The sequence below is a fragment of the Mycobacterium numidiamassiliense genome (assembly GCF_900157365.1).
In the GTDB taxonomy this organism is placed as follows: Bacteria; Actinomycetota; Actinomycetes; order Mycobacteriales; family Mycobacteriaceae; genus Mycobacterium; species Mycobacterium numidiamassiliense.
Map to the genome: position 1 here is coordinate 338698 of NZ_FUEZ01000004.1, position 25557 is coordinate 364254.

General features: G+C 64.1%; 30 protein-coding genes, 1 tRNA gene and 1 pseudogene. 22 read left to right on the forward strand and 10 right to left on the reverse strand.

All coding sequences use genetic code 11. From position 1 onward, the window contains the following. Positions 1 to 8 precede the first annotated feature (8 nt). Genes MNAB215_RS09955 through MNAB215_RS09975 form a run of 5 tightly spaced genes read left to right on the forward strand, consistent with a single transcriptional unit; the run spans position 9 to position 4092 of the window. Positions 9 to 956, forward strand: coding sequence for an ABC transporter substrate-binding protein (locus MNAB215_RS09955; protein WP_077078721.1), 948 nt, complete (start codon positions 9 to 11; stop codon positions 954 to 956). Beyond that, positions 953 to 2056, forward strand: coding sequence for an ABC transporter ATP-binding protein (locus MNAB215_RS09960; protein ID WP_077078722.1), 1104 nt, complete (start codon positions 953 to 955; stop codon positions 2054 to 2056). Before MNAB215_RS09955 ends, MNAB215_RS09960 begins: the two co-directional genes overlap by 4 nt. 2 nt (positions 2057 to 2058) lie before the next feature. Continuing rightward, on the forward strand, positions 2059 to 2748 hold the full coding sequence (locus MNAB215_RS09965) for an ABC transporter permease (RefSeq protein WP_077078723.1): 690 nt from the start codon (positions 2059 to 2061) through the stop codon (positions 2746 to 2748). Then, entirely contained in the window at positions 2745 to 3491 is a 747-nt protein-coding gene (locus MNAB215_RS09970) for an ABC transporter permease (RefSeq protein WP_077078724.1), read from the forward strand. The genes MNAB215_RS09965 and MNAB215_RS09970 overlap by 4 nt, the downstream gene beginning before the upstream one ends. Before the next feature lie 46 nt (positions 3492 to 3537). Continuing rightward, a complete protein-coding gene (locus tag MNAB215_RS09975) occupies positions 3538 to 4092 on the forward strand; it encodes a putative glycolipid-binding domain-containing protein (protein WP_077078725.1) in 555 nt (184 codons plus the stop codon). Here the strand turns inward: MNAB215_RS09975 and MNAB215_RS09980 are convergent. Further along, positions 4055 to 4999 carry a prephenate dehydrogenase gene (locus MNAB215_RS09980; protein WP_245830428.1) on the reverse strand — a complete coding sequence of 315 codons (945 nt, stop codon included), beginning with the start codon at positions 4997 to 4999 and terminating at the stop codon, positions 4055 to 4057. The two genes, MNAB215_RS09975 and MNAB215_RS09980, sit on opposite strands and share 38 nt — an antisense overlap. Positions 5000 to 5129: 130 nt before the next feature. Between MNAB215_RS09980 and MNAB215_RS09985 the strand changes: the two genes are divergently transcribed. The 3 genes from MNAB215_RS09985 (at position 5130) to MNAB215_RS09995 (ending at position 6282) form a co-directional block, all read left to right on the forward strand. Then, positions 5130 to 5651, forward strand: a complete 522-nt coding sequence (locus MNAB215_RS09985; RefSeq protein ID WP_077078727.1) for a tRNA adenosine deaminase-associated protein — start codon at positions 5130 to 5132, stop codon at positions 5649 to 5651. A 53-nt stretch (positions 5652 to 5704) separates the two neighbouring features. Continuing rightward, positions 5705 to 6163, forward strand: coding sequence for a nucleoside deaminase (locus MNAB215_RS09990; protein WP_077081898.1), 459 nt, complete (start codon positions 5705 to 5707; stop codon positions 6161 to 6163). A gap of 29 nt (positions 6164 to 6192) precedes the next feature. Beyond that, positions 6193 to 6282, forward strand: a tRNA-Ser gene (locus MNAB215_RS09995). Positions 6283 to 6337: 55 nt separating this feature from the next. Here MNAB215_RS09995 and MNAB215_RS29415 read toward each other — a convergent pair. Continuing rightward, on the reverse strand, positions 6338 to 6502 hold the full coding sequence (locus MNAB215_RS29415) for a TetR family transcriptional regulator (protein WP_131829098.1): 165 nt from the start codon (positions 6500 to 6502) through the stop codon (positions 6338 to 6340). A 261-nt stretch (positions 6503 to 6763) separates the two neighbouring features. Here MNAB215_RS29415 and MNAB215_RS10000 point away from each other — a divergent pair, with 261 nt between their 5' ends. Further along, positions 6764 to 7183 (forward strand): tautomerase family protein, encoded by a 420-nt coding sequence (locus MNAB215_RS10000; RefSeq protein ID WP_077078728.1) that lies wholly within the window; start codon positions 6764 to 6766, stop codon positions 7181 to 7183. A gap of 252 nt (positions 7184 to 7435) precedes the next feature. On the opposite strand, the gene MNAB215_RS10005 is transcribed toward MNAB215_RS10000, so the two are convergent. Continuing rightward, positions 7436 to 8095 carry an enoyl-CoA hydratase-related protein gene (locus MNAB215_RS10005; protein ID WP_077078729.1) on the reverse strand — a complete coding sequence of 220 codons (660 nt, stop codon included), beginning with the start codon at positions 8093 to 8095 and terminating at the stop codon, positions 7436 to 7438. Further along, positions 8092 to 8748 (reverse strand): TetR/AcrR family transcriptional regulator, encoded by a 657-nt coding sequence (locus MNAB215_RS10010; protein ID WP_077078730.1) that lies wholly within the window; start codon positions 8746 to 8748, stop codon positions 8092 to 8094. The genes MNAB215_RS10005 and MNAB215_RS10010 overlap by 4 nt, the downstream gene beginning before the upstream one ends. A gap of 450 nt (positions 8749 to 9198) precedes the next feature. On the opposite strand from MNAB215_RS10010, the gene MNAB215_RS10015 reads away from it, so the two are divergent. From MNAB215_RS10015 to MNAB215_RS10055, 8 genes are all read left to right on the forward strand, one after another. Continuing rightward, positions 9199 to 9894 carry a class I SAM-dependent DNA methyltransferase gene (locus MNAB215_RS10015; RefSeq protein ID WP_108637603.1) on the forward strand — a complete coding sequence of 232 codons (696 nt, stop codon included), beginning with the start codon at positions 9199 to 9201 and terminating at the stop codon, positions 9892 to 9894. A gap of 96 nt (positions 9895 to 9990) precedes the next feature. Further along, on the forward strand, positions 9991 to 10677 hold the full coding sequence (locus MNAB215_RS10020; RefSeq protein WP_083746300.1) for a TetR/AcrR family transcriptional regulator: 687 nt from the start codon (positions 9991 to 9993) through the stop codon (positions 10675 to 10677). 380 nt (positions 10678 to 11057) lie between these two features. Beyond that, positions 11058 to 11984 carry a haloalkane dehalogenase gene (locus MNAB215_RS10025; protein ID WP_077078731.1) on the forward strand — a complete coding sequence of 309 codons (927 nt, stop codon included), beginning with the start codon at positions 11058 to 11060 and terminating at the stop codon, positions 11982 to 11984. A 202-nt stretch (positions 11985 to 12186) separates the two neighbouring features. Then, positions 12187 to 13461 (forward strand): molybdopterin-dependent oxidoreductase, encoded by a 1275-nt coding sequence (locus tag MNAB215_RS10030; protein WP_077081901.1) that lies wholly within the window; start codon positions 12187 to 12189, stop codon positions 13459 to 13461. Continuing rightward, positions 13461 to 14030, forward strand: a complete 570-nt coding sequence (locus MNAB215_RS10035; protein WP_077078732.1) for a hypothetical protein — start codon at positions 13461 to 13463, stop codon at positions 14028 to 14030. Before MNAB215_RS10030 ends, MNAB215_RS10035 begins: the two co-directional genes overlap by 1 nt. Before the next feature lie 219 nt (positions 14031 to 14249). Beyond that, entirely contained in the window at positions 14250 to 15134 is an 885-nt protein-coding gene (locus tag MNAB215_RS10045) for an alpha/beta fold hydrolase (protein WP_425436434.1), read from the forward strand. 44 nt (positions 15135 to 15178) lie between these two features. Continuing rightward, on the forward strand, positions 15179 to 15793 hold the full coding sequence (locus MNAB215_RS10050; RefSeq protein ID WP_165691558.1) for a DUF1330 domain-containing protein: 615 nt from the start codon (positions 15179 to 15181) through the stop codon (positions 15791 to 15793). 162 nt (positions 15794 to 15955) lie between these two features. Next, positions 15956 to 16684, forward strand: a complete 729-nt coding sequence (locus MNAB215_RS10055; protein WP_077078736.1) for a maleylpyruvate isomerase family mycothiol-dependent enzyme — start codon at positions 15956 to 15958, stop codon at positions 16682 to 16684. Between the two features lie 26 nt (positions 16685 to 16710). Here the strand turns inward: MNAB215_RS10055 and MNAB215_RS10060 are convergent, their stop codons facing one another. From MNAB215_RS10060 to MNAB215_RS10075, 4 genes are all read right to left on the reverse strand, one after another. Further along, positions 16711 to 17436 carry a mycothiol-dependent nitroreductase Rv2466c family protein gene (locus MNAB215_RS10060; protein WP_077078737.1) on the reverse strand — a complete coding sequence of 242 codons (726 nt, stop codon included), beginning with the start codon at positions 17434 to 17436 and terminating at the stop codon, positions 16711 to 16713. Between the two features lie 77 nt (positions 17437 to 17513). After that, entirely contained in the window at positions 17514 to 18464 is a 951-nt protein-coding gene (locus MNAB215_RS10065; RefSeq protein WP_165691559.1) for an SDR family NAD(P)-dependent oxidoreductase, read from the reverse strand. 331 nt (positions 18465 to 18795) lie between these two features. Further along, positions 18796 to 19080: a hypothetical protein gene (locus MNAB215_RS10070; protein ID WP_077078739.1), complete on the reverse strand. Its 285-nt coding sequence runs from the start codon at positions 19078 to 19080 to the stop codon at positions 18796 to 18798. 283 nt (positions 19081 to 19363) lie between these two features. Next, positions 19364 to 19879, reverse strand: coding sequence for a DUF732 domain-containing protein (locus MNAB215_RS10075; RefSeq protein ID WP_083746082.1), 516 nt, complete (start codon positions 19877 to 19879; stop codon positions 19364 to 19366). Positions 19880 to 20084: 205 nt separating this feature from the next. On the opposite strand from MNAB215_RS10075, the pseudogene MNAB215_RS30750 reads away from it, so the two are divergent. Both MNAB215_RS30750 and MNAB215_RS10085 read left to right on the forward strand, forming a co-directional pair. Continuing rightward, a pseudogene (locus MNAB215_RS30750) lies at positions 20085 to 20210 on the forward strand (putative alpha/beta hydrolase); the annotation flags it as partial. 208 nt (positions 20211 to 20418) lie between these two features. Beyond that, positions 20419 to 20694 carry a hypothetical protein gene (locus MNAB215_RS10085; RefSeq protein ID WP_077078742.1) on the forward strand — a complete coding sequence of 92 codons (276 nt, stop codon included), beginning with the start codon at positions 20419 to 20421 and terminating at the stop codon, positions 20692 to 20694. 6 nt (positions 20695 to 20700) lie between these two features. Here MNAB215_RS10085 and MNAB215_RS10090 read toward each other — a convergent pair whose 3' ends face one another. Then, positions 20701 to 21831: a cellulase family glycosylhydrolase gene (locus MNAB215_RS10090; RefSeq protein ID WP_077081902.1), complete on the reverse strand. Its 1131-nt coding sequence runs from the start codon at positions 21829 to 21831 to the stop codon at positions 20701 to 20703. Between the two features lie 120 nt (positions 21832 to 21951). Then, positions 21952 to 22443 carry a TM2 domain-containing protein gene (locus tag MNAB215_RS10095; protein WP_077078743.1) on the reverse strand — a complete coding sequence of 164 codons (492 nt, stop codon included), beginning with the start codon at positions 22441 to 22443 and terminating at the stop codon, positions 21952 to 21954. Positions 22444 to 22543: 100 nt separating this feature from the next. Between MNAB215_RS10095 and MNAB215_RS10100 the strand changes: the two genes are divergently transcribed. The 3 genes from MNAB215_RS10100 to MNAB215_RS10110 all read left to right on the forward strand — a co-directional run bounded on the left by MNAB215_RS10100 (position 22544) and on the right by MNAB215_RS10110 (position 25557). Continuing rightward, the gene (locus MNAB215_RS10100; protein WP_077078744.1) at positions 22544 to 22930 is read left to right on the forward strand and encodes a DUF2237 family protein; all 387 of its coding nucleotides are present in this window, start codon (positions 22544 to 22546) and stop codon (positions 22928 to 22930) included. A gap of 69 nt (positions 22931 to 22999) precedes the next feature. Then, positions 23000 to 24271: a sulfotransferase family protein gene (locus MNAB215_RS10105; protein ID WP_077078745.1), complete on the forward strand. Its 1272-nt coding sequence runs from the start codon at positions 23000 to 23002 to the stop codon at positions 24269 to 24271. Positions 24272 to 24300: 29 nt separating this feature from the next. After that, entirely contained in the window at positions 24301 to 25557 is a 1257-nt protein-coding gene (locus tag MNAB215_RS10110; protein ID WP_077081903.1) for an MBL fold metallo-hydrolase, read from the forward strand.

The following is a 25557-nucleotide window of genomic DNA, read 5'->3' on the forward strand; positions in this document are numbered from 1 at the left end:
TCGGCGGTATGAGGATGCTGCGGCGCGTGCATATCGCGATCGTCCCCGCAGCAGCGTGGTTGGCGTCGGTCGGCCTGCTTGCGGCCTGCAGTAACTCCGATCCGCTGGGGCCCGAAATCCGCAGCCTGAAATCCATCGTGGTGGGATCCGCCGACTTTCCGGAATCCCAGATCGTGGCCGAGATTTACGCACAGGCGTTGCAGGTGAATGGGTTTGATGTCGGGCGGCGGATGGGAATAGGCAGCCGCGAGACGTATATCCCGGCGCTGAAAGATCATTCCGTGGATTTGGTGCCCGAATACATCGGTAACCTGCTGCAGTACTTCGAGCCCAACTCGACCGCAACCATGCTCGATGCCGTGGAATTGGAGCTCTACAAGCGCCTGCCCGGCGACCTTTCGCTCCTCACGCCCTCGCCGGCCTCCGACACCGACACGGTCACCGTCACGGGTTCGACCGCCGCGGCATGGCACCTGAAAACCATCGGCGATTTGGCGGCACATTCGTCGGACGTCAAATTCGGAGCACCTTCGGATTTCCTGGCTCGTCCTTCCGGGTTGCCCGGCCTCAAGCAGAAATACGGGCTGACCATCAGCCCGGGTAATTACGTTGCCATCGAAGATGGCGGCGGTGCCGTGACGGTGCGCGCGCTGGTTGAAGGAAAGGTGAACGCGGCCAACATCTTCAGCACGTCACCGTTGATTCCGCAGGATCACCTGGTGGTACTCGAGGATCCGGAGCACAACTTCCTGGCGGGCAACATTGTGCCGCTGGTGAATTCGCAGAAGAAATCCGACCATCTCAACGATGTGCTGGACGCGGTGTCAGCGAAGCTGACCTCTGCGGGGTTGGCCACCCTCAACGCCGCGGTGGCAGGCAACTCGGGCATAGACCCGGGCCAGGTCGCACGGAACTGGCTGCGGGACAATGGCTTCGACCATTCGCTCGCACCGTGATCAGCTTCGAGAACGTCAGCAAGGTCTTCGCGGGCGGTAACACCGCCGTCGATCAGCTGAGCCTCGAGGTTCCCGACGGCAGATTGACCGTTTTCGTCGGCTCTTCTGGCAGCGGCAAGAGCACTGCGCTGCGGATGATCAATCGCATGGTCGAGCCGACGTCGGGCACCATCAGGGTGGACGGGGCGGACGTCGCGGGCGTCGACCCGGTGAAGCTTCGTCTCGGAATCGGTTATGTCATCCAGAATGCGGGGCTGATGCCGCATCAGCGGGTGATCGACAACGTCGCGACCGTGCCGGTGCTCAAGGGCGAGCCGCGGCGGGCCGCCCGCAAGGCTGCCTACGAGGTGCTCGAACGCGTCGGGCTGGACGCCAAGCTGGCGACCCGATATCCGGCGCAGCTCTCCGGCGGCGAACAACAACGCGTCGGCGTGGCGCGCGCGTTGGCCGCCGATCCGCCCATCCTGCTGATGGATGAACCGTTCTCGGCCATCGATCCCGTCGTCCGGCACGAGTTGCAGAACGAAATACTGCGCCTGCAAAGCGAATTGCAGAAAACCATTGTGTTCGTCACGCACGACATCGATGAGGCACTCAAACTCGCCGACCAAGTGGCGGTCTTCGGGCGTGGCGGAGTGCTGCAGCAATACGACGAACCCGCACACTTGCTGTCCCGGCCGGCCAACAATTTCGTGGCCAGGTTCATCGGGCTTGGCCGCGGCTATCGCTGGCTGCAGCTCATTGACGCATCCGCACTGCCAATGCACGACATCGAGCGGATCTCGTTGAGCACCTTGACCGATGGCTCGGCGATATGTGCCGCGCAGGCCTGGGCTTTGGTCGTCGACGACGAAGGCGTGCCGCTGGGCTGGATCGACTCCGACGGCGTGCGACGCTATCGAGGTGGGGCGCCGTTGTCCGACAGCATCAGCACCGTCGGCTCGCAGCTGCGTCCGGGCGGTAACCTCAGCCAGGCCCTCGACGCGGCGCTTTCCTCCCCGTCCTTCGTGGGAATCGCCGTCGATCGCGACGGCAAGGTCATCGGTGGAGTATTGGCTGACGACGTTTTGGCCGCGGTGCAATCCCAGCGTAGGGACTGAGCATGCAATACCTGCTTGCTCATCTCTCCGACGCCTGGAGCCTGACCCTGGTGCATCTGCGGCTTGCGCTGCTGCCGGTACTGATCGGTCTGGCGATCGCGGTGCCGCTGGGGGTACTGGTGCAGCGCGCGCCGATTGCCCGGCGGCTGACGACCGCGGCCGCCAGCATCGTGTTCACGATCCCGTCGCTGGCATTGTTCGTGGCCTTGCCGACGATCATCGGAACCCGAATCCTTGACGAGGCCAACGTGATTGTCGCGCTGACCGCCTACACCGCCGCGCTGTTGGTGCGAGCAGTGCTCGAGGCGCTCGACGCTGTTCCGGTGCACGTGCGCGATGCCGCGATCGCGGTCGGTTACCCGGTGATCAAACGAAAGTTGAAAGTCGAGCTGCCGCTGTCAATTCCGGTACTGGTCGCGGGCTTGCGCGTTGTCGTCGTGACCAATATCGCCATGGTGGCGGTGGGATCGGTCATCGGCATCGGCGGGCTGGGCTCCTGGTTCACCATGGGCTACCAAACCAACAAGAGCGACCAGATCCTGGCCGGGATCATCGTCTTGCTCGTGCTCGCCGGCGTCATCGACATGCTGATCGTTGTCCTCGGGCGACTGGCCACGCCCTGGGAACACGCGGGGCGTAGGGCCAGCCGGCGCCGCTCGATCGCGTCCCCGGTGGTGGGTGGCGCCCGATGAACTTCGTCCAACAGGCGGTTGCTTATCTGCTGACCGCCGACAACTGGACCGGCCCGGTCGGGCTCGCGACGCGCATCGCCGAACACCTGGAGTACACCGCGCTGGCGGTGGGCGCCTCGGCACTGATCGCCGTCCCGATCGGAATGTTGATCGGGCATACCGGCCGCGGCACTTTCCTGGTGGTGGGCATGGTCAACGGCCTGCGCGCGCTGCCCACGCTGGGCGTGCTGTTGCTGGGGGTCCTGGTCTTCGGGCTGGGCCTGGGGCCGCCACTGGTTGCCTTGATGCTGCTGGGCATTCCCTCGTTGCTGGCCGGCACCTACGCGGGGATCGCCAGCGTGGAGCCGACGGTGGTCGACGCCGCCCGTGCAATGGGCATGACGGAGGCCCAGGTGCTGTTGCGCGTCGAGGTGCCCAATGCGATGCCGTTGATCCTGGGCGGGCTGCGCAACGCGACGCTGCAGGTGGTGGCCACCGCGACGGTCGCCGCGTATGCCAGCCTGGGCGGGCTGGGCCGATACCTGATCTCCGGTATCAAGATGCGCGAATTCGAACTCGCGCTGGTCGGCGCGGTGATGGTGGCCGCGTTGGCGCTGGTTCTCGACGGCCTGCTGGCGTTCGCGGTCTGGCTTTCCGTGCCGGGCACCGGGCGGCCGCGCTGGCCGGGCCGGCCACGAAGCCGCGTGACGCAGGCCGCAGTTCCCGACAAAGCTGACGTCCCCGGTGGACACGTCTTACGGTAGGAGGGTGACAGCCCCTTCTCATCCGACCCCGCCCGTTTGGTCGGCCATGTTGACCTGGCGTGCACCGGATATCTCCCGCATGGAATCGGTGCGAGTTCAGTTGTCCGGCAAGCGTATTCGAGCCAACGGCCGCATCGTGGCCGCGGCTACCGACGGCAATCCCGCGTTTGGCGCCTACTACGAACTGCAGACTGACGAGAGCGGAGCCACGAAGAGGTTCGGTCTGACGGTGACCCTGGCCGAGCGGGAACGCCAGCTGGCCATTGCCCGTGACGAAGAGAACATGTGGTTGATCACCGACCACCAGGGGGAGCGGCGCGCCGGATTCGACGGGGCACTTGACGTCGACGTGGTGTTCAGCCCGTTCTTCAATGCGCTGCCCATTCGACGGCTCGGATTACACGAAAATGTCGACTCCATCGCGTTGCCGATGGTCTACGTGAACGTGCCCGATATGTCCGTTAACGCGGCGATCGTGAACTACACCAGCGCCGGCGGCCTCGACGGTATCAAGCTGCACTCACCGGTCGCCGACACCTCCGTGAGCGTCGACGCCGACGGGTTCATCGTGGACTATCCCGGATTGGCAGAGCGGATCTGATCACTCCGCCGGCTCGGCCCGCGGCGGCCAGCTCCTCGCGCCAATGTTCTGTACCGATGACGACATGGAAGATGTCGGAGCGCGGGAAGCGGTCGTAGCGAATTCGGGCGGCATGGCCCGCATCGACCAGCTCGGCCACGGAGTTATCCCAGTCCAGCGAGTCGCGGGCCCGGCTCAGCAGGTCGATGATCCGGTCGACCGCCGGCAGCAGCTGGGCGGCATTGGCTTCACACATCGCGCGGACCAGATCCGGCGGACTACCCGCAACCCGGGTGCCGTCGCGGAACGAGCCGGCGGCCAGCGCGAAGGCCAGCGGGACTTCGGCGGCCGTGACCGCGAGGGCCTCGGCGAGCAGGTGCGGCAGATGTGAGATGGCGGCAGCGGCAGCATCGTGCTCGTCAGACCTGGCCGGCACTACCGCCGCACCGCAGTCCAGCGCCAACGTCATGACCATCCACCACACCACCGGGTCCACGTGGTCATCGACGCTGATCACCCACGGGGCCGCGGTGAACAAACCCGCGTGCCCGGCGGCCCATCCGGAGTTTTCCGTGCCCGTCATCGGGTGACCGCCGACGAAGCGCTCCTGCAGGCCGGCCGCGGCGACCTCGTCGAGTACGGCGGATTTGACGCTGGTGACGTCGGTCAGCGGACACTTGGGTGCCAACTCGCCGATGTGTGCGAGCATGCCCGGCAGCGCCGGCATCGGCACGGCCAGCACTATCAACGCGCTGGTATCCGCGGCGCGGGTCAGCGCGTCGGTGAGGTCGGTGGTGGCGTCGAAGCCGTCGGCGATGGCGCCCTGAGCGCCCTCCACCGAGCGGTTGTAGCCGAACACGTCACGGCCCTGGGCCGCGATCGCCCGCATGACAGAGCCGCCGATGAGTCCCAGACCGAGTACGCACACCGGTGTTCTCGCCGCCGTCGCAGCCACAGTCCAAGGTTGGCACAGTTCGGCCGAATACGGTGCGCTCAGGTGGCTCGCCGGTCCGGCTTATCTGGTCAAGGGAGCTGGTCAGCGACTAGCGTAGGCGCCCATGGGACCACAACGGGCCTCGGCGAAGGGCCCGGCCGCGGACACACCGGACGGTTTTGGCGTCGCCGTCGTTCGAGAAGAAGGCCAATGGCGCTGCTCGGTGATGGCACCCAAGTCGCTGATCAGTCTGGCTGCCGCCGAAACAGAGCTGCGCGAGCTGCGCAGCGCCGGGGCGGTCTTCGGACTCCTCGACGTCGATGACGAATTCTTCGTCATCGTGCGTCCCGCGCCGTCGGGGACCCGGCTGCTGCTGTCGGACGCGACGGCCGCGCTGGACTACGACATCGCCGCCGAGGTATTGGACAACCTGGATGCTGACCTCGATCCCGACGATCTCGAGGACGCGGAGCCGTTCGAGGAGGGCGACCTCGGGTTGCTGTCCGACATCGGGTTACCGGAAGCGGTACTGGGCGTCATCCTCGACGAGACGGACCTCTACGCCGACGAGCAGCTTGGCCGCATCGCCCGGGAAATGGGCTTCGCCGAGCAGTTGTCGGCGGTGATCGACAACCTCGGTCGGTGACCGCAGGCGCGGCGACGCCGGGCGCAGCGGGTCGCCGCCGTCAGACTGGGTCGGTGACCACCGACGAAGATCTGATTCGTAATGCCTTGGCGGTCGCTGCCACCGCGGGCCCGCGCGACGTGCCGATAGGCGCGGTCGTCGTCGGTCCGGACGGGATCGAACTCGCCAGGGCGGCCAATGCCCGTGAGGCCCTTGGTGATCCGACCGCGCACGCCGAGATCTTGGCGATGCGGGCCGCCGCCCGCGTGCTGGGCGACGGGTGGCGGCTGCAGGGGGCCACGCTGGCCGTCACAGTCGAACCCTGCACGATGTGCGCCGGGGCCCTGGTGTTGGCGCGGGTTGCGCGGCTGGTGTTCGGCGCCTGGGAACCCAAGACCGGGGCCGTCGGTTCGCTATGGGACGTGGTCCGTGATCGTCGGCTCAATCACCGTCCGGAGGTGCGCGGTGGTGTGCTGGCGCGGGAGTGTGCCGCGCCGCTGGAGGCCTTCTTCGCCCGCCAGCGATTGGGGTGAGCGACGGTTCGTTCTGTAAGCTGCTCGGCGGTGGCGTGTCCGAGCGGCCTAAGGAGCACGCCTCGAAAGCGTGTGACGGCTAAAACCGTCCGAGGGTTCAAATCCCTCCGCCACCGCCATCTTGGCCGGCCTATTAGCCCAGTTCACTGGCTATTTAAGGTCTGCTGCGCAGCCTCATCGGCATACGGCGACGAGTGCGGGTTTGCCGTCAGGAAAGTTCAGGCACAGCGTGCGGCGGGCCACACCGCTCAGTTCCAAGATCTCCGAGACGCTCGCGCTGCCCACACCTCGGCGGATGAGCGCAATCGTGTTGTCGATCAAGCGATGTCGGGTAGACATCGCCGCCTTTCGTCGCTGATTGGCAGATCCGGACCATTGCGCTAGACCGATCAGTCTACTATTGTCCCCAGGGTAGATCGATCGGTATAGCTGCTCGGCTACACGCGCCTCTGGGCCGAAGGTGTTGAAGGAGTAAATGATGCAGCAGCGACAGTCCGGCAGGAATCGGTCCGGCTCGGGCGCGGGCTCGGCGGCGCGCTAGTTCCGCCGGGAACGCATGGCGGGTCGATACCAAATACTAAATACTAAAGGAGTCCGGCAATGCCCCTCTATCAAATCGTAAACCAAGAGGGTTTGCTCAGTGATACACAGCGCGCCGAGATCGCTGCAGGAGTAACCGATATCCATCTTGATCTGGCCGGCGGTCTTCGGCAGTTCGTCAACGTTGTGTTTCAGGAATATCGTACCGGTCTCGGCTTCAACGCGGGGATTATTGGCGCGCCGATGGTAATCGCAGGCAATATCCGGGCCGGCCGGGAACAGGCGGTTAAGACAGCCATGATGGAAGCCATTTCAGCGCTGGTCATTCGCGTGTCCAATATCTCGCCGAAAGATCTCACGGTATCTATTGCAGATGTTAAGGCCAGCAACGCAATGGAAGGCGGCCATGTCTTGCCAGAACCAGGCGAGGAGGCGGCATGGCTAGCTAAAGTAGGGCCGTTGCTTGGGCTGACTAAATAAAATACCCGGCCACTACACTCTATTTACACGGATTCGGCCCGGCCGAATCGATGACAGAAACCTCAATTTTGTCGGCGGCCCCCCCAGTATTAGACGATTACCACTCGTTTTCCGTTCCATCTCCCGATTCCGTTTACCTGCGGTGACGATCCCGGTGGAGGAATCTCTTGAGCCGGGTTCGTCAGCGACGATCCGACAGCCGGGTTGGTGATCGTTTTCCTCGGGGAAGCGAATACTGCGGCGGCGGTTGGTTTAATTGCCGGTCGCAAGTAGGGCAGTCACTGCGTTCCGATACATGGTGCTCTTGATGGCCCCGACGGTGCCTGGGTCCTTGCCGGCGATGGGGGTTATGCGGTTGACCGCGGCGTCGATGATTTCCCCTTCGGTAGCGGTGTCGTCGACCACGGCGGCGGCGGCGGCCTCAGGGCCGCCGTAGCGGTGACCGGTGGTCATGGCGGTCACCGCGGTTTGCGGCGGGAGCTTGGCCTGTATGAGTGCGGCCATTCCGGGGGTGAACGGAATGGGGATGTCTACTTCGGGGAAGCAGAAGTACCCGCGGTCGGATCGCATGATGCGGTAGTCGTGGGCGATGGCCAGCATTGCGCCGGCGCCGAAGGCGTGTCCGTTGACCGCGGCGAGGGTGGGTAGCGGGAAGGCAAGGATGCGGGCGAAGAGTTTCTGGACGGTGCCGACATACCATTCGCCACGGTCGGTGTTGGCGCCGAGCCAGTCCAGATCCAGCCCGTAGGAATAGAACTTCCCTACGCCGGTCGTCACCAACGCCTGTGCTTCGGTCTCGGCAGCGTCGAGATGGGTGTCAATGGTTTCCAGCCATTCCGGGGAGAAGCGGTTCTCGTCCGTGCCTAACTCGAGGACGGCGATGGTTCCGCGATAGTTGAGTGTTGGTGTCATGATGAGCTCCTTCGTTTCTGGCTTGGCTGCTGCTGGGCGGGTGGCGGGCCGACTTGTAGGACAGCGCGCACTGCTGCTGAAAGTCGTTGCCGGGCCAGGAGATCGGTTGTCCGGTGTCTGCGCAGGAGGAGAGCACTGGGCAGCTCAACGATGCAGTCCCGTATAACCCCGATTGCGTCACGGTCGTCGCGGTCCCACAACCTTCGCGCCAGCTGGGCGAATAGATCCCCCAGGAGCCTGTCGAGCTTGCGTAGCTGAGTGGCGACGTCCGGCGGGATTTCACTGGATCCGATCAATTCGTCACGGCGGACGGTGAGAAGGAAACGGCCGCCCGTCGGGTACTGCTCAAGGTAGATCGCCGGAGCGTCAGCTGCGACAACCACCGCTTCCGCCGCCGCCTCGCGCGACGGGGAACCAGATAGCGCCCGCTCGACCGCCTCGCGCTGCACCAGCAGGAATCGCTCGGCGGCACGCAACCACACACGGCCTAACAGGCCGGCTCGGGAACCGAACCCGTGGTAAATCGCCCCATTGGACACCCCGGTGGCCGCCGAAATCGCTCGAATGGTTACCGCATTCGGACCTGACTTGACTGCCAGTAGCTCGGCAGCATCCATGACGACGTCGAGATCATGAATTCGGGGACGAGGCACCCTGCCACCATATCAGAGCGCGTGCTCTATAACACTGGTGTGCGGGGTGCGGTGATGCCAAGCTTTCATCAGGGCTCCCGACTGAACCAACAGGAATCCGTCATCGTGTACTTTCCGGTACAGAACAAGGTTTCTGTGCGACCGACGGGTCAGCCGTGATGGTGGCGACGCGGCGGCGACTAGCGACCGAATCAGGATGCTTTAGCCAGGAGGAGTTCTGTGCCCGCGCAGAAAAACGCTTCGCACTCCCACACCCGACAATCGAATCGCGCCGAGGTAACCCATATCCAATGGCACACCCTGCACAGCCGCAGCGCACGAACGCATACGCCGGCGCCGGCAGCTCGAAACGGCCGCGGGGACGGGCGACGTTCGTCCGAGGTGCACCGATCCGCCGCAACCGACCCGCCGTGGACCGCTATCGGCGCTGCTAGGTGAGACGAGGACCAGATGACTCCCGAGGACATCAGGTCGGCTACGGGGCCGGTGGATCTCATCTATCGGGCAGGCGCAGCGGGCGCCGTGTGCTGGGCTCGCGATCATCGCGGGCACGTGCGGGAGCTGCCCATGGCCCGCTGGATCGGAGGCCCGCACGCCAGCCACCGCGATCGGCTCGCCGATGGGCACGTTCTGCGACACTGCTCGGGGCGGCCAACCCTCGACCTCGGGTGCGGCCCCGGACGATTCACCGCGTCGCTGCGAGAGCGCGGCTGGGCCGCACTGGGGGTGGACGCCTCACGCGCCGCCGTCGATCTGACACGTGATCGCGGTGGAACCGCGATTCACGCTGACCTGTTCGCGCCGCTGCCCGCCGAAGGGTGTTGGGAACAGGTTCTGCTCACCGACGGCAACATCGGCATCGGCGGCGATCCCGTCCGCATACTCAGGCGCGCGGCCGGGCTGCTCGCGCCCGGCGGAATCGTCGTCGCCGAGGTCGACCCGGCGACGACGACCGCGTGTCACGAAATACTGCGCTGGGAAACCGAACATCATGTCGGGCAATGGTTTCCCTGGTCACGGGTCAACGCGGCCGCCCTCGGCGACCTCGCCATCACCGCTGGATTACTGGTCACCAGTGTCGTCGATTTCGGTCACCGTGTGATCGCCGTGCTGCACGCGGCCACACCGGGCGGGAAAAATTGTTAGCGCACAAGAATTCATGAGAAGCCCGTTGGTGACTGCCCTGGTCAGTGGTGGCGGCGCCGCTGCTCGGCGCTGATTCGTCACTCTTATAGAGTGGCGATTGTGTCTGTGTCGGCGCGCCCCTCGGCCGCGCGCCCCCTGCCGGTAACCGAACGGGGGAGGCGCAGCCGTGCCGCGATCATCGACGCCGCGGCCATGCTGATGTATCAGCGCGGTGTAGGGCTGACCACTCTCGATGACGTGTTGGCCGCCGCCGGCGCAGGTAAGTCTCAGCTGTACCACTACTTCGACAGCAAAGCCGACCTGGTCGCGGCGGTGATCGAGAGGCAATTGGAGTTGGTTCTCGCCCAGCAGCCCACGTTGGAACACATCGACTCGTGGGAGGGGATCGATGGGTGGGTCAAAGGCGTTCTGGCTGTCCACAGCGCGCCGGGAGGCCCATTTGCCTGTCCTTTGGGCACGATGGCCTCAGAACTGAAGAACGACAAAACCTTTGCGCCGCTACTGGATGCGGCATTTCGCCGGTGGGAAGCCGCGTTGGCGAGGGGGCTGCAGAGGATCCAGGACCGCGGTGGCCTGGTCGCTGAGGCCGACCCTACCCGTCTTGCGACCGCGGTGATCGCGGCGTTGCAGGGCGGTATGCTGCTCGCCCGGGTCCGCGGCGATGTCGCTCCCTTGCAGGACACGCTCGCCAGCGCCGTGGTGCAGCTGCATCAATGGGAACGCAAACCCACCACGCGAAACCGGCGGGCACGCAAACCGGTCAAGGAACATCCCGCCCGGTGAAGATTCTGTCGGCAAGATGTTAAAGCTACCCAGTCGAGGAAGAGCTTCCTGATGACGTTATACCGTGCGGTACAGTCTGGGTGTGGTGCACGGGATGTTGGAAGCCCTACCAACGGCGCAGTCCCCGGCAGCTATGCGAGATAACGGGATTAGGCCGCCGTCGTGGCGCCCAACCGCGTCAGCTGTTCGCGGGCCGCTTCGGCCACATCAGCGCGTGGCAGCGAATGTTGACGTTTTAACAAGCAGCGCCGACCTCATGGGCGTGAAACCGGTGACTAGACATGACGGCTGCTAAAAGGCAGCTGCCTCGGATTTGAGGCTGTGGTTAGCCCAGCCCATCACGCTCAACAGCCGAGGACGATCGCGAAAAGGAGCCGACCATGCAGATCCTGCGGACCCCCGATGAGCGATTCAAAGCGTTGCCCGACTACGGATTCCAACCGCGCTACGTGGAGGTAGCCGCCACCGAAGGAAGCACGCTGCGTGTCCATTACCTCGACGAGGGCCCACCCGACGGTGAGGTTATCTTGTTGCTTCACGGCGAACCGTCGTGGTCGTACCTTTATCGGCGGATGATCCCGGTGCTCGCCGATGCAGGGTTACGGGCAGTTGCCGTCGATCTGGTTGGTTTCGGGCGCAGCGACAAGCCCGCCAGTCGCGACGACTACACCTACCAGGCGCATGTGGACTGGACGTGGGCGGCCCTTGAGGCGATCGGCCTCGATGCGATCACCCTGGTGTGCCAGGACTGGGGCGGACTAATTGGCCTGCGTCTGGTCGGTGAACACCCCGACCGCTTCGCCCGGGTTGTGGCTGCGAATACATTTCTGCCGACTGGTGACATCCATCCGGGAAAGGCGTTCCTGGCTTGGCAACGGTATAGCCAGGAGGCACCTGTGCTCAATGTCGGCCGGATCGTCAACGGCGCCTGCGTGTCCGACCTGAGTGCCGAGGTCATTGCCGCTTACGACGCCCCGTTTCCCGATGAATCCTTCAAGGCAGGTGCCCGACAATTCCCCTTGCTTGTTCCGATCACGCCCGAAGATCCCGCCTCCCCGGCAAACCGGGCCGCCTGGGAATCGTTGCGCCAGTTCAATCGCCCGTTTCTGTGCGCCTTCTCCGACTCAGACCCCATCACCCGCGGCGCCGATGCGGTGTTCCGCGCGCAAATCCCCGGTGCCGCAGGGCATCCGCCAGTGACCATCGCAAACGCTGGACACTTCCTCCAAGAAGATAAGGGTGTTGAACTCGCCGCCGCTGTAGCCCGGTTCGTCGAGGCCACTCCCAAATCGAGCCTGCGCGGCTGAATACGAGATGACTTCCTCCATACCGCCGGCAGACGAACCTTGTCCACCGTCGCGCCCGGTGCAGCCAGGGCCCGATAACGCGACCGTGGATCCGGTTGCCGAGGCCGATGCACCGGTGCCTGGTGGTACTAGCCATGGGGCGGTCACGGAAGCCGAATCTTCCCTCGCTGTGCCGGCGGCCCGCTATGGATTTCCGGCGGCGTTGTGGCGTGGCCTGAACGATCATCCGCCGCCGGGTCTGTCGCGCATACGGTGGCGCAGCCCGCTGCGCGGGCCGTGGCTGACTTCGGTGTTCGGGGCGACGCTGCTGGTGGTGTTGCCGATCGTCATCGTGACTGGGCTGTTGTCGTACATGGCCTATGGACCGAAGTACGGGCAGGCCATCCCCTTTGAGGTGGGGTGGCTCAAGCTACCCAACTTCGACTGGCCGAGCAGCCCGTCGTGGCTGTACCGCCTGAACCAGGGCCTGCACGTGGGTCTGGGCCTGGTAATGATCCCCGTGGTGCTGGCCAAACTGTGGTCGGTAATTCCCCGGCTATTCGCCTGGCCGCCGTCGCGTTCGCTGGCCCAGGTACTCGAGCGGGTGACGCTGCTCATGGTGGTCGGCGGGATCCTGTTCGAGATCGTCACCGGAGTCCTCAATATCCAATATGACTACATCTTCGGATTCAGCTTCTACACGGCGCACTACTTTGGGGCGTGGGTATTTATCGCCGGATTTGTGTCCCATGTCTGCCTGAAGCTGCCGACAATGGTGCGCAGCCTGCGGTCGCGGTCGCTGCTCTCGGTGTTTGGCACATCGGTGGCCGAAACGGTGCCCGAACCGCTCGACCCGGGCGGGCTGGTGGCACCCGACCCCGATCCCCCGACCCTGAGCCGGCGCGGCGTGCTGGCTGTGGTGGGCGGTGGCAGTTTGCTGGTCGGGGTGCTCACCGCTGGACAAACCCTGGGCGGGTTCACTCGCAGTGCGGCGTTGTTGCTGCCCCGTGGTCGCAGCTACGGTAAGGGGCCCAACGATTTTCAGATCAACCGCACCGCTTTTGCGGCGGGCATCGACGCGGCCTTCGCCGGAGAACAGTGGCGCCTGCACTTGTTGGGCGGCCCCGAACAGGTGACATTGGACCGCGCCGCGCTCGACGCGATGCCACACCACACCGTGGAACTGCCCATCGCCTGCGTCGAAGGGTGGTCGACTACTCAGACCTGGTCCGGTATCCGGCTTGCCGATCTTGCCGTCGCGGCCGGGACCCCCCACCCGGCTTCGGCTGTGGTGTCCTCGCTGGAACGCTTCGGCGCCTTCAACCGCGCGATCTTGCAAAACAACCAGATCCTGAACCCAGACTCGCTGTTGGCGTTTCAGGTCAACGGTGCCGACCTCTCGTTGGATCATGGCTATCCGGCTCGGATTATCGTTCCTGCCCTTCCGGGTGTGCACTGCACCAAATGGGTGTCCGCAATCGAGTTCCGGGGGACCTGATGCGAGCACTCGGGCAACTGGCCTCCCGTTTGTACGGAGATCGCCTGTTTCATTTCGTCGTGGTGCTGGCCGCATTGGCGTTAGGCGCCTACACCATCTCGGTGTTAGGGGTGCGCAACCTGTTTAACCCAACGGTGTGGTGGCAATCCATCGCCGTCTGGTTCGTCGTGGCCGTGATCGGCCACGACCTCATCCTGTTTCCGCTCTACTCGCTGGCCGATCGGCTAATTTTCGCCCCGCGCCGCTCACCGGTGGGCTACCGCGATTCCGCCGCCGAAAATCCGTCGAGGCGCATCCCGATGACGAATTACCTTCGGATGCCGACCCTGGCGGCGGCGCTGTTGTTGTTGATATTTTTGCCCGGGATCATCGAGCAGGGCGCACCCACGTATCGGGCCGCCACCGGGCTAACCCAGACCCCCTACTTGTCCCGTTGGCTACTACTCACCGCCGCTTTCTACGATGCCGGCACGGTGTGCTACGCGATCAGAACGCTACTACGACAACGAGGCTCGAGTGAGCCTGCCCGTAGACCGCGTCACCCTGAAGCATCACGTGCTGGAGGATGAAGCCGGCGACGATGACGGTGCTCCCCGCCTGGTTTGGCCCGTCGAACGACAGCTTTATCGATGCGCCCCCAGACCATCACGTGTCCGCCTTCTCCTGGTTGGCTGGACTTCTGGATATCCTGTCGGCCCTCGCCTTCGCAACGGCCGAGGCCCTGGCGCCTCGAGTGCGAAAATCCCTCTGACAGAGACCAATTCATACAGAAAGGCCAGCCTATGCCGATGCACGAGTTCACGGTGGACCGAAGTCTGTATCCGTTCGAATCGCGATGGTTTCACGGCCGCCGCGGGCGAATGCACTACATCGACGAGGGCCACGGGACCCCGATCATATTCTTTCATGGAAACCCGACGTGGAGCTTCCTGTACCGCAATATCATCACCAGACTGCGCGGCGAATTCCGTTGCATCGCAGTTGATTATCTGGGCTTTGGGCTCTCGGAACACCCCAGTGATTTCGGCTACACCGTCGAGGAACACGCCGCCGCAGTCGGGGAACTTCTGGACCATCTCGGCCTCGACGGGTTCATCACAATGGGGCAGGACTGGGGCGGCCCGATCAGCATGGCCATCGCCACCGAGCGTCACGCAAGCGTCCGAGGCGTGGTGCTGAGCAACACCTGGTTTTGGCCCTCAGATGGGTGGCGACTGAAGCTCTTCAGCATCGTGATGGGCTCCTGGCCCCTGCAGTATCTTGTGTTGCACCGCAACCTCTTTGTCGAATTCCTTCCCTTCGCCGTTTCCCAGAAACCAAACGACGCCGTCATGCGGCACTATCGCGATGTCCAACCATCACCGACCTCACGCCGCGGCATCGCCGAGTTCCCCAAGCAGATCCGCGCAGCCCGCCCACTGCTCGAACGGCTGGCCCGCGACGTACCCAGCCGACTGGGTTCCAAACCCGCCTTGTTTGTCTGGGGCATGAAAGATCCTGCATTCGGGCTCGCCGCGGTACTCAGCCAACTCCAAGACGCCTTCCCCGACAACGTATTGATCCGCCTCCCGCGGGCGAACCACTTCATTCAGGAGGACGCACCCGACGCCATTGCGGAAGCGATCATCCAGCGCTTCGGGGGAGCCGACGTCGAGGGAGAGGCAGACAGATGAGCGAAATGCCTGCTCCGAGCTACCGGTCGGGCGGCCCTGTCGCGATGCTGAATGCGCTGTGGTTTAAGCCTGGCGGAATGGAACTTTACGGACAATACGGCGAGGCTGTCCTTCCCATCTTGGCCGAGGTCGGTGCCGAACTATCGACCCCGTTTCTGCAAGTGGAGGAGTCACTTGAGGGTGATTTTGATCCCGACTTGGTGGGATTCGTCCGGTACCCGTCCGCAACGGCGTTCGACGAGATGTGGCGCAGTGAACGCTATCGGCGTATCGCGCATCTACGCGCCGACGCAGTCCACCGGGCGGTGCTCACTCGTTGTGCCATTGAGCCGGCTGACAGCGGTGAAGCGTTGCTGGACAGCGGCGTGGTCGTACTGAATATGCTGTGGTTCCACGAGGGCGGACGGCAGCGGTACGACGAATACCTCGCCGCGGCAGCGCCTTTGGTCGACGCTGTCGCAGGCCGCTACGTTTCTCCCCGGTTCCTACCTGACCTGGCCTATGACGACGATTTCGTACCTGATCTAGTTTTCCTGGGGAACTATCCGTCCAAAGAAGCGGTGTTCGACCTAGTGACAAACCCGGCGTACGCAGAGGTGGCCGAAATCAGAACGGCTGCGGTCCAGCGCTCGGCTACCACCATCTTGCGGGTCCCCTAGAGCGAGAAGGTCATCCGGGAGCACGTGCCTCAGCGCAGGCCGCCTACCAGGTGAGATCTACCCACGGCCAGCGCAAGTCCGGCTGCCACGGCCCCATTCTGTACTTCAAGGTACAGTTCTGTTGGTATTCGTCGGCTGGATGGTGTGGTGTCAGGAGTTGCGATGGACGGTAGTGGCCTCTTGGAGCCGGCAGCTCTCGACGGCCGCCGCCTGCTTGTCGCCGCCACGTCGGATTGGTTCCGTCCGGTAGCGCATTGCCCCGGGTGGGACACGGCGGAGCTGGTCCGGCACACCGGCACGATACTGGAGTGGATGACCGCGGTAGTCACCGCCGGTCAGCCCGTAAGCTTCGGCACGGCTCCGGCTGCCCTCGCAGATCTGTACGACTGGTACGCCGACAACCTGGATCGCTGCCTGCGGGTTCTCGCTGATGCCGATCCCGACGCCTCGGTCTGGACGTTCTCCTCCCTAGGCGATCACCGCGTGGCGTGGTGGCGACGACGGTTGGCGGTCGAACTTGCCATCCACCGCTGGGACGCCGAGCATGCCGTCGCGACCGACGCTACGAGTGGACCGGCGCCACTGAACGGCGCCGTCGCCGCGGCCGGAATCGAGGAGTTTGTCACCGAGTTCCTGCCCGGCCTGCTGACCCGCGCCACCGGGCAGCGTCCTAGTGGCACACTGCACTTACACATGCGCGACGATGACACCGATCGTTGGATTGATCTGGACAATCCCGCCGATGTGGTCGCCGGATACGGCGGGGCCGCCATCAAGATCGATGGGACACGCTCAGATATTTTGCTGTGGATGACCCACCGTGACCCCGACTCGTTGACAGTGCTCGGTGAACGCGCCGCGCTCAACGGGTGGATTGAGCTCCGGCGCTGACTCGTCTCGGGCTCGCGCCACAGTAGCTATTTTTTGGTACGCCGACTGCCCCCGTGCCAGTCCTCCTGCACGCCTACCGATTCGGCCGGCACGTCAAAGCTGGCCAGTTGGGGCCTTTCGCGCAGGCTGCGCTTGAGTTCGGCGAATCCGGGGAAGCTGGCTAGCCCCACGACGTGGTCCCACAGCAAGCCCGCCTCCTCCTCGCCAGGCAGCCGACTGATGACCGGCCCGAAGAACGCGACGCCCCCAGGTGGGCGGAAGTGCAGGATGGGAGTGCCGACGTCCCGTCCCGTCAGTGCCAGAGCCTCATCGGTCTCCGCACGCAGTTCGGTATCAAACGCGTTGTCCTCCAAGGCGTCTGATAGGTCAGTGGGCAAGCTCATGTCCTGAAGGATTGGCTCGAGGAATGCGCTCGAGCCGGGAGTTGCGGCGACGATTGGGTGATCGCCGGGCCCGGTGTCGAAGATTCTCCGGCCGATGGACTCGTAGAGCGGCCCGATAACCGCGCGGCCGTACTCAGCGCGGATCCGGGCGGCAACCCGCAGGAGTTTCAGCCCGGCGGTGTGCCCGTCTTCATAGTGCGCGGGGAAGTGTGTGTCGTAGTCGATGCCGGCATTGAGGATTCGCAGCGAAATAAACCGCCAGTCGACGCGGTAATCGCGTTGCGCGGCCACCATGCGCACCCACTTGCTGGTTATCCACGCGAACGGACAGACCGGATCAAAGTAGAAGTGTAGGTCTGCATCGGTCATTGCGGTGTGCCAATCGCAAAGGACTTGCGGCCCATAAATTTCCCCACTCTCCTTGAGCGCGGCGGCTGGTGCGCACGCTAGCGGATCGAGGACATGACGAACCGGTGGATCGCTTCATCGGCGTGGTCTTGGATCGCCGGATCGGCGAAGTCGGCAAGGATTTCGGATTGGTCGAGCACTGGCCCGGTGAGAGCCTTCTCGGCACTGGCGTAGAACACCCCGCTGCGCAGAGACGGATCGGTCACCGCATCCGCCAGGCGAGCCGAGCCGTCTTCAAGGCTGTGCCCAATCCCCAACGCTGGCGCCAAGTATGGCATCAACACGTGCTGAAAAAAGATCCGCATCGGCGTCGGCAGGTCACGCATGGCCTCGGTGCCTGAGGTATTGCCGGGGCTCATCGTGATAAAACGACGCTCGGGGTGCTTGCGGGCCAGCGCCGCGATCCACAGTGCGCCGAGATACTTGACCTGGGCGTAGGCCAGCATCGCGCTGGCCTTTCGGTCGCCGAAGAACGAGCCGTCAATCACCGATACGAACTCCTCGACGGAATGCGTCGCAAACCTGGGCCGCGGGATACGCAGCTTGGGAACACCACGGGCGGCTTCGCTGCCGGTGAGCACGGCAACACCATCGAGCCTTCCGGCGGCAACCAACTCCTCTAGCAACACGACGTGACCCAAAACATTTGAGGCGAAGATCTGCGTGACACCGTCTCGTGTCAGGGCCATCGGCCTGGGGCCGCCGGTTCCACCCGCATTCATCACCAGGGCGGCCAACGGCTGGTCGATCGCAGGGATCGCCGAGCGGACCGAGCCCAGGTCCGACATGTCCATCACGATGACCTCGAAGATGTGCTTACCGGTAATCGTCTGCAGATCATTCCTGGCCGCCAGCCCCTTCGCGTCGTCGCGGCATGCCAAGTAAATCCTGTCGAAGCTGTCCTGCACCGCCAACCGCCGGGCCAGATCCTTTCCCAGGCCGGTGTTCGCGCCCGTGATCAACACCGCCCGACCGGAAGTGGGGACCACGGCGACCTCCGTTCGAATAACGCGTAGCGACATTGTGTACTGACTAGTACATCCTGGTCTTTACTGGGTTCGGGTGTCAACCGATCATCGGCACCGGCTCTCGTAGGCCGACTACTAGATGAACGTGAACCCCAGCCTGTCAACTCGATCATGGCCGCAAACGGTCTGTGCGTGCTACGACGATCCGTGCGGCGCCTCCCCAACCTGATCCGGGTGGCCAGCGGTCGGATCTGTGCTACACCTCGGCTCGGCCAGAAAGCACACCGAGGTGCTCTTGTCTTCAATGTCCCGTGGACGAAACGGGACGATCGGCCCGGGCGATCAAGAAGTACTACTGCTGCGGCGGGGGAGGCGGGGCGTCGACCGTAGGAAAATCGTTGTTGCCCCAACCGCCGCTGTAGTTGCCGGGGGTGTAGTCGTCGCCGCCGCCGTTGGAGGTGCTGGTGTTGTCGTCGGTGGCGAGGCCGTTACCGACCATGTCTGGTGCGGTCCGGGGGAACTGGGGGCCGAACGGAGCAGTTACCGGCGACCCCGATGCGACAGCGCTTTCGGCGTGACCGGGCTGCATAGCGCTGAATAGCGCGAGCGTCGCGGCCCCGGCAAAAATCACTTGCATCAGACGGATTTGTCGACGCCGAGCGTCGGATGGGTTGGTTTCATGGTTTTGGTGATCGATGGTCGTTGTCATACATTATCTTTGTCGCTCGCTGTTAGCCGGAGCCTGGGCGCTCGTTATCGATTACCTGTGAGGTCGTGGCGGCCGCAATAGTGGGCCGTTGGGTTCGTGGGTGTGAGCATGCCGGACAAGTAAAAGTGCTTACGGCACTCGGGATTACGTAATCATCGCAGTCAGCGGGTTGGAGTCCCCGCAAATCCTTCCGCCACTGCCAAAAGTTTACTCAGCCGTGCAGCTGCGCCAGAGGATTCGCGCCCGTCGACTGGAATGGAATCGACGGACCGCCGAGGCCGCCGGGCATTTGCATCGGGAACGGCATATTCGGCATCTGCCCGTGCGCCAGTGACGTCATCATGCTCGGGCACTCCATCTGGATGGCCATGGTGGCGACCATCCCGGCGATGCCCGGCGAGAGGCCGGAGTTCCCAGACAGTTTCGATGTGATGGACGCGAGGGTCGCACCCGGCTTGACAAGTGATGGGCAGATCGACTGGCCGATTCCGGCAATCTTGTCGGTGAGAGAGCCACCGTTGTTGCCTGCACCACCCATCCCTGCACCACCCAACCCTGCGCCGCCCAGCGCGGCGCTGATCGGGTCGGTGGACGGATCGGCGTGCGCGATAGCGGGCAACGTTGCCGCAGCGGCTAGGACACCCGCCGCAACTGCTACTGGACGAAGCACCGATGAGAGACGAACCGTCTGTGTAGTCGAAGGGCGGGACGTCTTCAGTGCAGCCATGCATTGCTCCTATGGGCGTGGGAAGTGCACAGTGTGTGCACGCCCTTCACTTCGGTGGCAGTTGTCGATTCGTTACAACACGGCCAGCAATCCCAATCAGCTGAGCTTCTGCCAAACCCTCGAAAACCCAGGCCAAGAGGGCTAATGTCGCCGACATGGGCGGGCGTACTCAGAACGGAGCTGACCCGCCGGTGCGGGGGCCGCGGTGCAGTTGCAGTACATAAGCCTCCCGCTGCTGATCGCTCAAGCCGGTGGCGATCCCTGGGCGATCAATCAAAGTTTGCAATCGGGTCGGCCCGCTCAGATCGCGGATTTGGCGGAGGCCTTCCACACCACTGCCTGCAAAGACCCCCAGGGTCACGGATTCGTGCTGTCGCCACGCGGCTCTGGCTGGCTGCCTCACGTGTAACCGTCGCTCGATGCGCCCGCAGTGAAATGGGTCACCCGCGTCCCCGTATCGGGCAGCTTTCCTATCGCGGAGGCGTTCTCAAATCTAGTTGCCGCATCAAACGGCGACCTGGATCCAAAGCGAGGCCGTCATGTTGCAGACCACTAATAGCGAACACCGTGGTAGCCCCGTCGGCGAGGTTGTCTGGATTGCCGCCGGCATCATCATGCTCATGGCGTTCGGAGACGCCCTCGTCGTGCTCGCTCTCGCGTTCGCGATCGCGGCCATGGCTGGGATCTGGTGGGTTAACCACGCAGCGAGCCAGCGGGCGCAGCGAAACGACGCACAGTTGGCTCCGGTGACCCAGCTTCGCGCGCGATTGACGCACCACACTCCGGCTGACGCTCGTGGCCCCAGGGCCGCATAACTTTCGTCAGCCCACCGCGCCGGACAATCCGCGGACCGCCTGAAGTTCGGTGTCCCGATAGGGGCGCCCGTCGGGCAGCACGAGATCATGGAACCAGACCTTCGGCGGCGTTGTGTACGGGTGATCCCATGAGTCCCAAGGCAAATACGTTTGGGTCTTTCCGGCGACGAATCCCCAATTGATGGCACCGACGTTGTGCCGCTTGGCAATTGGCAAGATGGTCTCGATGGTGCTGCCCTGGGTTCTGGCCATGTATTCGGTGCATAGGATCGGCCGCCCCATCGGCGTCAGTTCGTTGATCTTGGACTCGAATTCGGCCGGCTTGCCGTAGTTATGGAAGGTGACCACGTCAGCGTTGTCGAGTTGAATAGCGCTGATCGGGCTGCGGCCGCCGGGGTCTCCCCAGGCCCCTTGCCAGACACCGCTCGTCAACGGTTGAGTGGGGTCGACCGCGCGAGCCCAGCGGAACACCTGGGGCAGCAGTTCCGCCACGTGCTGCAGCTTGTCCGCGCGTTCGACCTTCCGGTATTCCTTTGCGGGATTGTCGGGTTCGTTCCACAGATCCCATCCCAAAACGCGGTCGTCATTACGGAATTGACTCAACACGCCGGTGACGTAGTCCTGCATGACAGCGGTGTACCGGGGATCGCCGAGACGTTCTGCACCCGGGCTCTGCACCCATCCGGAGTTGTGCACCCCACGTATCGGCGCGCGCTGGGGACCGAACTTGGGGAACGGGTCCCAGCAGGAGTCGAACAGGACGAAGAGCGGCTTGATGCCGTGGTGTGAAGCGATGCCCACGAATTGTCCCAGGCGGTTCTGGAATCCCTGGCGATCCTGGGCCCACAGCTGGTCGTGCAGAAAGACCCGCATGGTGTTGAAGCCGTGCGAGCGGGCCAAACCCAGCTCGCCGTCGATGCGCTGAGGGTCAAAAGTTCCCTGCTGGAACATCTCAAGCTGATTGATGGCGTTTGAGGGGACGTAGTTCGCGCCGACCAGCCACCCCTGCGCTCGGTACCACGTGTTGGCGCGGTCGGTCGACCACCGGCCCGCTTCAGCTGCGGCGCGGGGCATTTTGGCCAGCGCCGTACCCGCTGCCAGCAGCAGCGGTAGCTTCAGGGTGGTTCGACGGTTCAACACGATGTGACGGTAATTTTCCGGCCTCGTGTGCCCAGTTCGGCTTACCGACACGCAGTGGATTGAGAGTGGAAATTGTTATCTCCCTGTGACCCAAGGCTCTTGAGCGCAGCCGGATGACTAGCGCAGCTTGCGACCGTCCTTGTCGGTCACGCTGCCGGTCAACATCATGACCCCGTCCACGATGGCCCAGATGATGCTGCCGGCCAGCACTGGGAAGCCGAAAAAGCAGAACAGGCCGAAGACTATGCCGAAGAGCCCGACACACAACTGCGCAACGGCGATCTGGGTCGAGTCGATATAGAAGCGGCCGATCCCGAAGATACCGAGGAACAGCTGCAAGAGGCCGGCCGTGGTCGCGGACTTATCCGAGAGAGGCACACCGGTGGCGGGATCGCGCCCAAATGGGGCTTGCGGGTCGTACCCCGGGTAGCCGACATACGGCTGATAACCGGGATAGGGCTGAGGGGCCGAATAGCCGCGCGGCGGCGGGTAACCCGGGTAACCGGACGGAGGCGGGCCTTGTGGGCTTGGCTGTGCTCCGTACCCGTACGGCTGCCACCCCTCCGGCGGCGGACCGTAGGGGTATTCCGGCGGATTCGGCGTCGACATGGGCCGAGTTAACCCCTAGCGGTGGCCTGCCGTCCATACCGGCCAATATGGCGCGGCGCGGAAGCTTCAAACTGCGGCCCCGACGGAGCAAACTGAACGCGTGGCAGAACGCAATGTGCTGGGCGGCCCGCTGGAGCCCTGTGGCACTGACCCGCTCACCGGTTATTACCGCGACGGTTGCTGCTCGACCGGGCCCGAGGACCTTGGCCGCCACACTATTTGCGCCGTGATGACGGCTGAATTCTTGGAGCATCAGCGCTCCATCGGCAATGACCTGCTGACTCCGGTCCCCGAATACCGGTTCCCCGGCCTGCTGCCGGGTGACCGCTGGTGTGTGACGGCCCTGAATTGGCTCCGGGCCCATCACGACGGCTGCGCCGCCCCGGTGGTGGTGGCCTCCACCCACGAACGCACCCTCGAAGTCGTGCCGATCGAGGCGCTACTCGAGCACCAGGTCGACGTCCCCGACGACCTGGCCAACTTATAGAGCCTGCGATCTGCGCTTCGCTACTGTGATACGTCGAATGTGCTCCCACCACGTCGAGGAGGCGGTCGCATGGGCTCTGTGGTCCCCGACATCGCTGACATCGACTTCGACGATCTGACGTCGCCCCAACTGACCGACATCCAGCGTCAGGTCCTGGAATTCACCGAGGCCAAACGCGTCGAGTTCGACATCGACCAGATGTTCGGCGAAGCCGTCGAGCAGGCAGGTGTGGGTGACGATGTGGACGACTCCGACGGCTTCGCCGACCGGCTGGCCGCGCACCTCGCCGCGATCGAGGCCGACGAAGGCTTGCGTGAGCTCACCCGTTCGACGTTGCGGCAACGGGTGGTTCGCCTGCTGCGCAACCGGTTGTCGTTGACCGAACTGCTCAAGCGCTATCCCGAGATCGAGTCAATCCCGATCGAAAAGCCCTTCATCGTCGTGGGGATGCCGCGCTCCGGCACCACGCATCTGGTCAATCTCATTGCGGCCGATCCGCGCCGGCGCGCGTTGCCGTACTGGGAGAGCCAGGATCCGATACCCGCACGCGGTCAGGGCCCTGGCATCGTCGGGGTTGATCCGCGCTACGCGCGAGCCAGGGCCGAGCACGACGCGCTGATGGCCAGCGCCCCCGTGGTGGCGGCCATGCACGACCGCTTCCCCGAGGCGATCGAGGAGGAAGTCGAACTCCTCGACCTCGACCTGGCCTCCTATGTCTTGGAATGGCATGCGCGCGCACCGGATTGGCGCGACTACTACCTGGCGCTGGACCAAACGCGGCACTACGCGTATATGAGAAAAGTGCTGCAGGCGCTGACCTTTCTGCGCGGGCCCCGGACGTGGATTCTCAAGAGCCCGCAGCACTGTGAGCAACTCGGCCCGCTGATGGCAACCTTCCCGGATGCGACCGTCGCCTTCACACACCGCGACCCCGTCGCGGTCGTCCAGTCGGCGATCACCATGATGGCCTACTCCGATCGGCTGCGCCGCACGAGCATCGACCCGGCCTGGCTGCTGGATTACTGGAGCGATCGGGTACACCGCCTGCTCAGCGCATGCGTGCGCGACCGCGACATCGTGCCGGCCGAACGCAGCATCGATGTCAGCTTCCATCACCTCAACGGCAACGAAATGCCAGTGCTGGAAGAGTTTTACCGGCGTGGCGGAATTGAGCTGACGCCGCAGGTGCGGGCGCGGTTTCAGCGCTACCTGGACGGCAATCCGCGCGGCAAACACGGCCGCATCCGCTACGACCTGCAACGCCACTTCGGCGTCTCGGCCGACGAACTGCGCGCCCGATTCGACTTCTACTTCGACAGGTTCGACGTACGCCCGGAATAGGCCGCCACGGAATGGAAGAGACGTCAGCGATGAGTCAACAGTTCGAACCGGTCTACCGCAGCCGGCCCGGCGCGGATGGCCTGCGCCCGGCGGCCGCCGAAAGGGCCGAGCAGATCGCCCCGGGGCTGTGGTGTTCGCCGGGGCTGTCGAACGCCTACCTGCTGACCACCGGCGACGGGCGGGTGATTGTCAACACCGGCATGGGCTTCGAGGGACCGGTGCATCGCGCCAACTTCGACGCCGTCGACACCTCGCCGGTGCGCTACGTCATCTTCACCCAAGGCCACGTGGACCACGTCGGCGGCCTGGACAGTGTGCGTGATCCGGATACAACCGTTGTAGCACAAGCGAACTGGAGAACATGGCGAGATGACAACGAGCGGCTGCTCCCATTCCGGGCCAGCCGCAGCGCATTTGCTTTCAGGGACACCCTCACCACCGGCATCCAGGCCATTCACCGCCGGCTCGGCACTACGCGGTTGCCGGGACAAAGCGTGCCCACCGTCGACCTGGACTTCGAGGAAACCCTTACCCTCGAGATCGGCGGCCGACAGCTGGAGCTGATCGCCGTGCCGGGCGGGGAGACCACCGACTCGCTGGTCGTGTGGCTACCCGAGGAGCGAATATGCCTGTGTGGAAACACTTTCGGCCCGATATTCGGGCACATTCCCAACCTCGTGACCATGCGTGGTGACCGCTACCGCGATGCCCTGGCCGCCATCGCATCGATTGAGCGGGTGCGCGACCTGAAGCCCGAACTCCTCGTCACCGGCCACTTCGCGCCGATCAACGGCACCGACCTCATCAACGCCGAGCTCACCCGGCTGCGCGACGCCATCCAATACATCCACGACGAGACCGTCGCCGGGATGAACGCCGGCAAAGACGTGGCAACCCTGATGCGCGAGATCACCTTGCCTGCGGAATACGAAGTGGGCCAAGGATATGGGAAAGTCTCCTGGGATGTCCGCGCCGTCTGGGAAAACTATTCGGGGTGGTTCCACCAGCGCTCGACGACGGAGCTTTATCCGGTCGGATTCGACGCCGTCACCGCCGACGTGGTCGAACTGGCCGGCGCCGACGCACTCGTGGACCGGGCGCGCGCCCACCTCGCCGCGGACCGCCCACTGCATGCTATTCACCTCGCCGAGGCGGTCGCCATGGCACAGGCAGAGCATCCGGGTGCCCGCGAAGTCTTGCGTGCGGCGCACGAAATCTTGCTGGGAAACACTACGAACTTCTGGGAAAAGGCTTGGCTGTCAAAGCAAATCGCGAAGAATTCGTGA

Excerpts from the sequence above, each read along its gene's own strand:
- MNAB215_RS09955 (WP_077078721.1), top strand. The coding sequence starts at position 9 with ATGAGGATGCTGCGGCGCGTGCATATCGCGATCGTCCCCGCAGCAGCG.
- MNAB215_RS09965 (WP_077078723.1), top strand. The coding sequence starts at position 2,059 with ATGCAATACCTGCTTGCTCATCTCTCCGACGCCTGGAGCCTGACCCTG.
- MNAB215_RS09970 (WP_077078724.1), top strand. The coding sequence starts at position 2,745 with ATGAACTTCGTCCAACAGGCGGTTGCTTATCTGCTGACCGCCGACAAC.
- MNAB215_RS09975 (WP_077078725.1), top strand. The coding sequence starts at position 3,538 with ATGTTGACCTGGCGTGCACCGGATATCTCCCGCATGGAATCGGTGCGA.
- MNAB215_RS09985 (WP_077078727.1), top strand. The coding sequence starts at position 5,130 with ATGGGACCACAACGGGCCTCGGCGAAGGGCCCGGCCGCGGACACACCG.
- MNAB215_RS29415 (WP_131829098.1), bottom strand. The coding sequence starts at position 6,502 with ATGTCTACCCGACATCGCTTGATCGACAACACGATTGCGCTCATCCGC.
- MNAB215_RS10000 (WP_077078728.1), top strand. The coding sequence starts at position 6,764 with ATGCCCCTCTATCAAATCGTAAACCAAGAGGGTTTGCTCAGTGATACA.
- MNAB215_RS10005 (WP_077078729.1), bottom strand. The coding sequence starts at position 8,095 with ATGACACCAACACTCAACTATCGCGGAACCATCGCCGTCCTCGAGTTA.
- MNAB215_RS10015 (WP_108637603.1), top strand. The coding sequence starts at position 9,199 with ATGACTCCCGAGGACATCAGGTCGGCTACGGGGCCGGTGGATCTCATC.
- MNAB215_RS10025 (WP_077078731.1), top strand. The coding sequence starts at position 11,058 with ATGCAGATCCTGCGGACCCCCGATGAGCGATTCAAAGCGTTGCCCGAC.
- MNAB215_RS10035 (WP_077078732.1), top strand. The coding sequence starts at position 13,461 with ATGCGAGCACTCGGGCAACTGGCCTCCCGTTTGTACGGAGATCGCCTG.
- MNAB215_RS10045 (WP_425436434.1), top strand. The coding sequence starts at position 14,250 with ATGCACGAGTTCACGGTGGACCGAAGTCTGTATCCGTTCGAATCGCGA.
- MNAB215_RS10050 (WP_165691558.1), top strand. The coding sequence starts at position 15,179 with ATGCTGAATGCGCTGTGGTTTAAGCCTGGCGGAATGGAACTTTACGGA.
- MNAB215_RS10055 (WP_077078736.1), top strand. The coding sequence starts at position 15,956 with ATGGACGGTAGTGGCCTCTTGGAGCCGGCAGCTCTCGACGGCCGCCGC.
- MNAB215_RS10060 (WP_077078737.1), bottom strand. The coding sequence starts at position 17,436 with ATGACCGATGCAGACCTACACTTCTACTTTGATCCGGTCTGTCCGTTC.
- MNAB215_RS10070 (WP_077078739.1), bottom strand. The coding sequence starts at position 19,080 with ATGCAAGTGATTTTTGCCGGGGCCGCGACGCTCGCGCTATTCAGCGCT.
- MNAB215_RS10075 (WP_083746082.1), bottom strand. The coding sequence starts at position 19,879 with ATGGCTGCACTGAAGACGTCCCGCCCTTCGACTACACAGACGGTTCGT.
- MNAB215_RS10085 (WP_077078742.1), top strand. The coding sequence starts at position 20,419 with ATGTTGCAGACCACTAATAGCGAACACCGTGGTAGCCCCGTCGGCGAG.
- MNAB215_RS10095 (WP_077078743.1), bottom strand. The coding sequence starts at position 22,443 with ATGTCGACGCCGAATCCGCCGGAATACCCCTACGGTCCGCCGCCGGAG.
- MNAB215_RS10105 (WP_077078745.1), top strand. The coding sequence starts at position 23,000 with ATGGGCTCTGTGGTCCCCGACATCGCTGACATCGACTTCGACGATCTG.
- MNAB215_RS10110 (WP_077081903.1), top strand. The coding sequence starts at position 24,301 with ATGAGTCAACAGTTCGAACCGGTCTACCGCAGCCGGCCCGGCGCGGAT.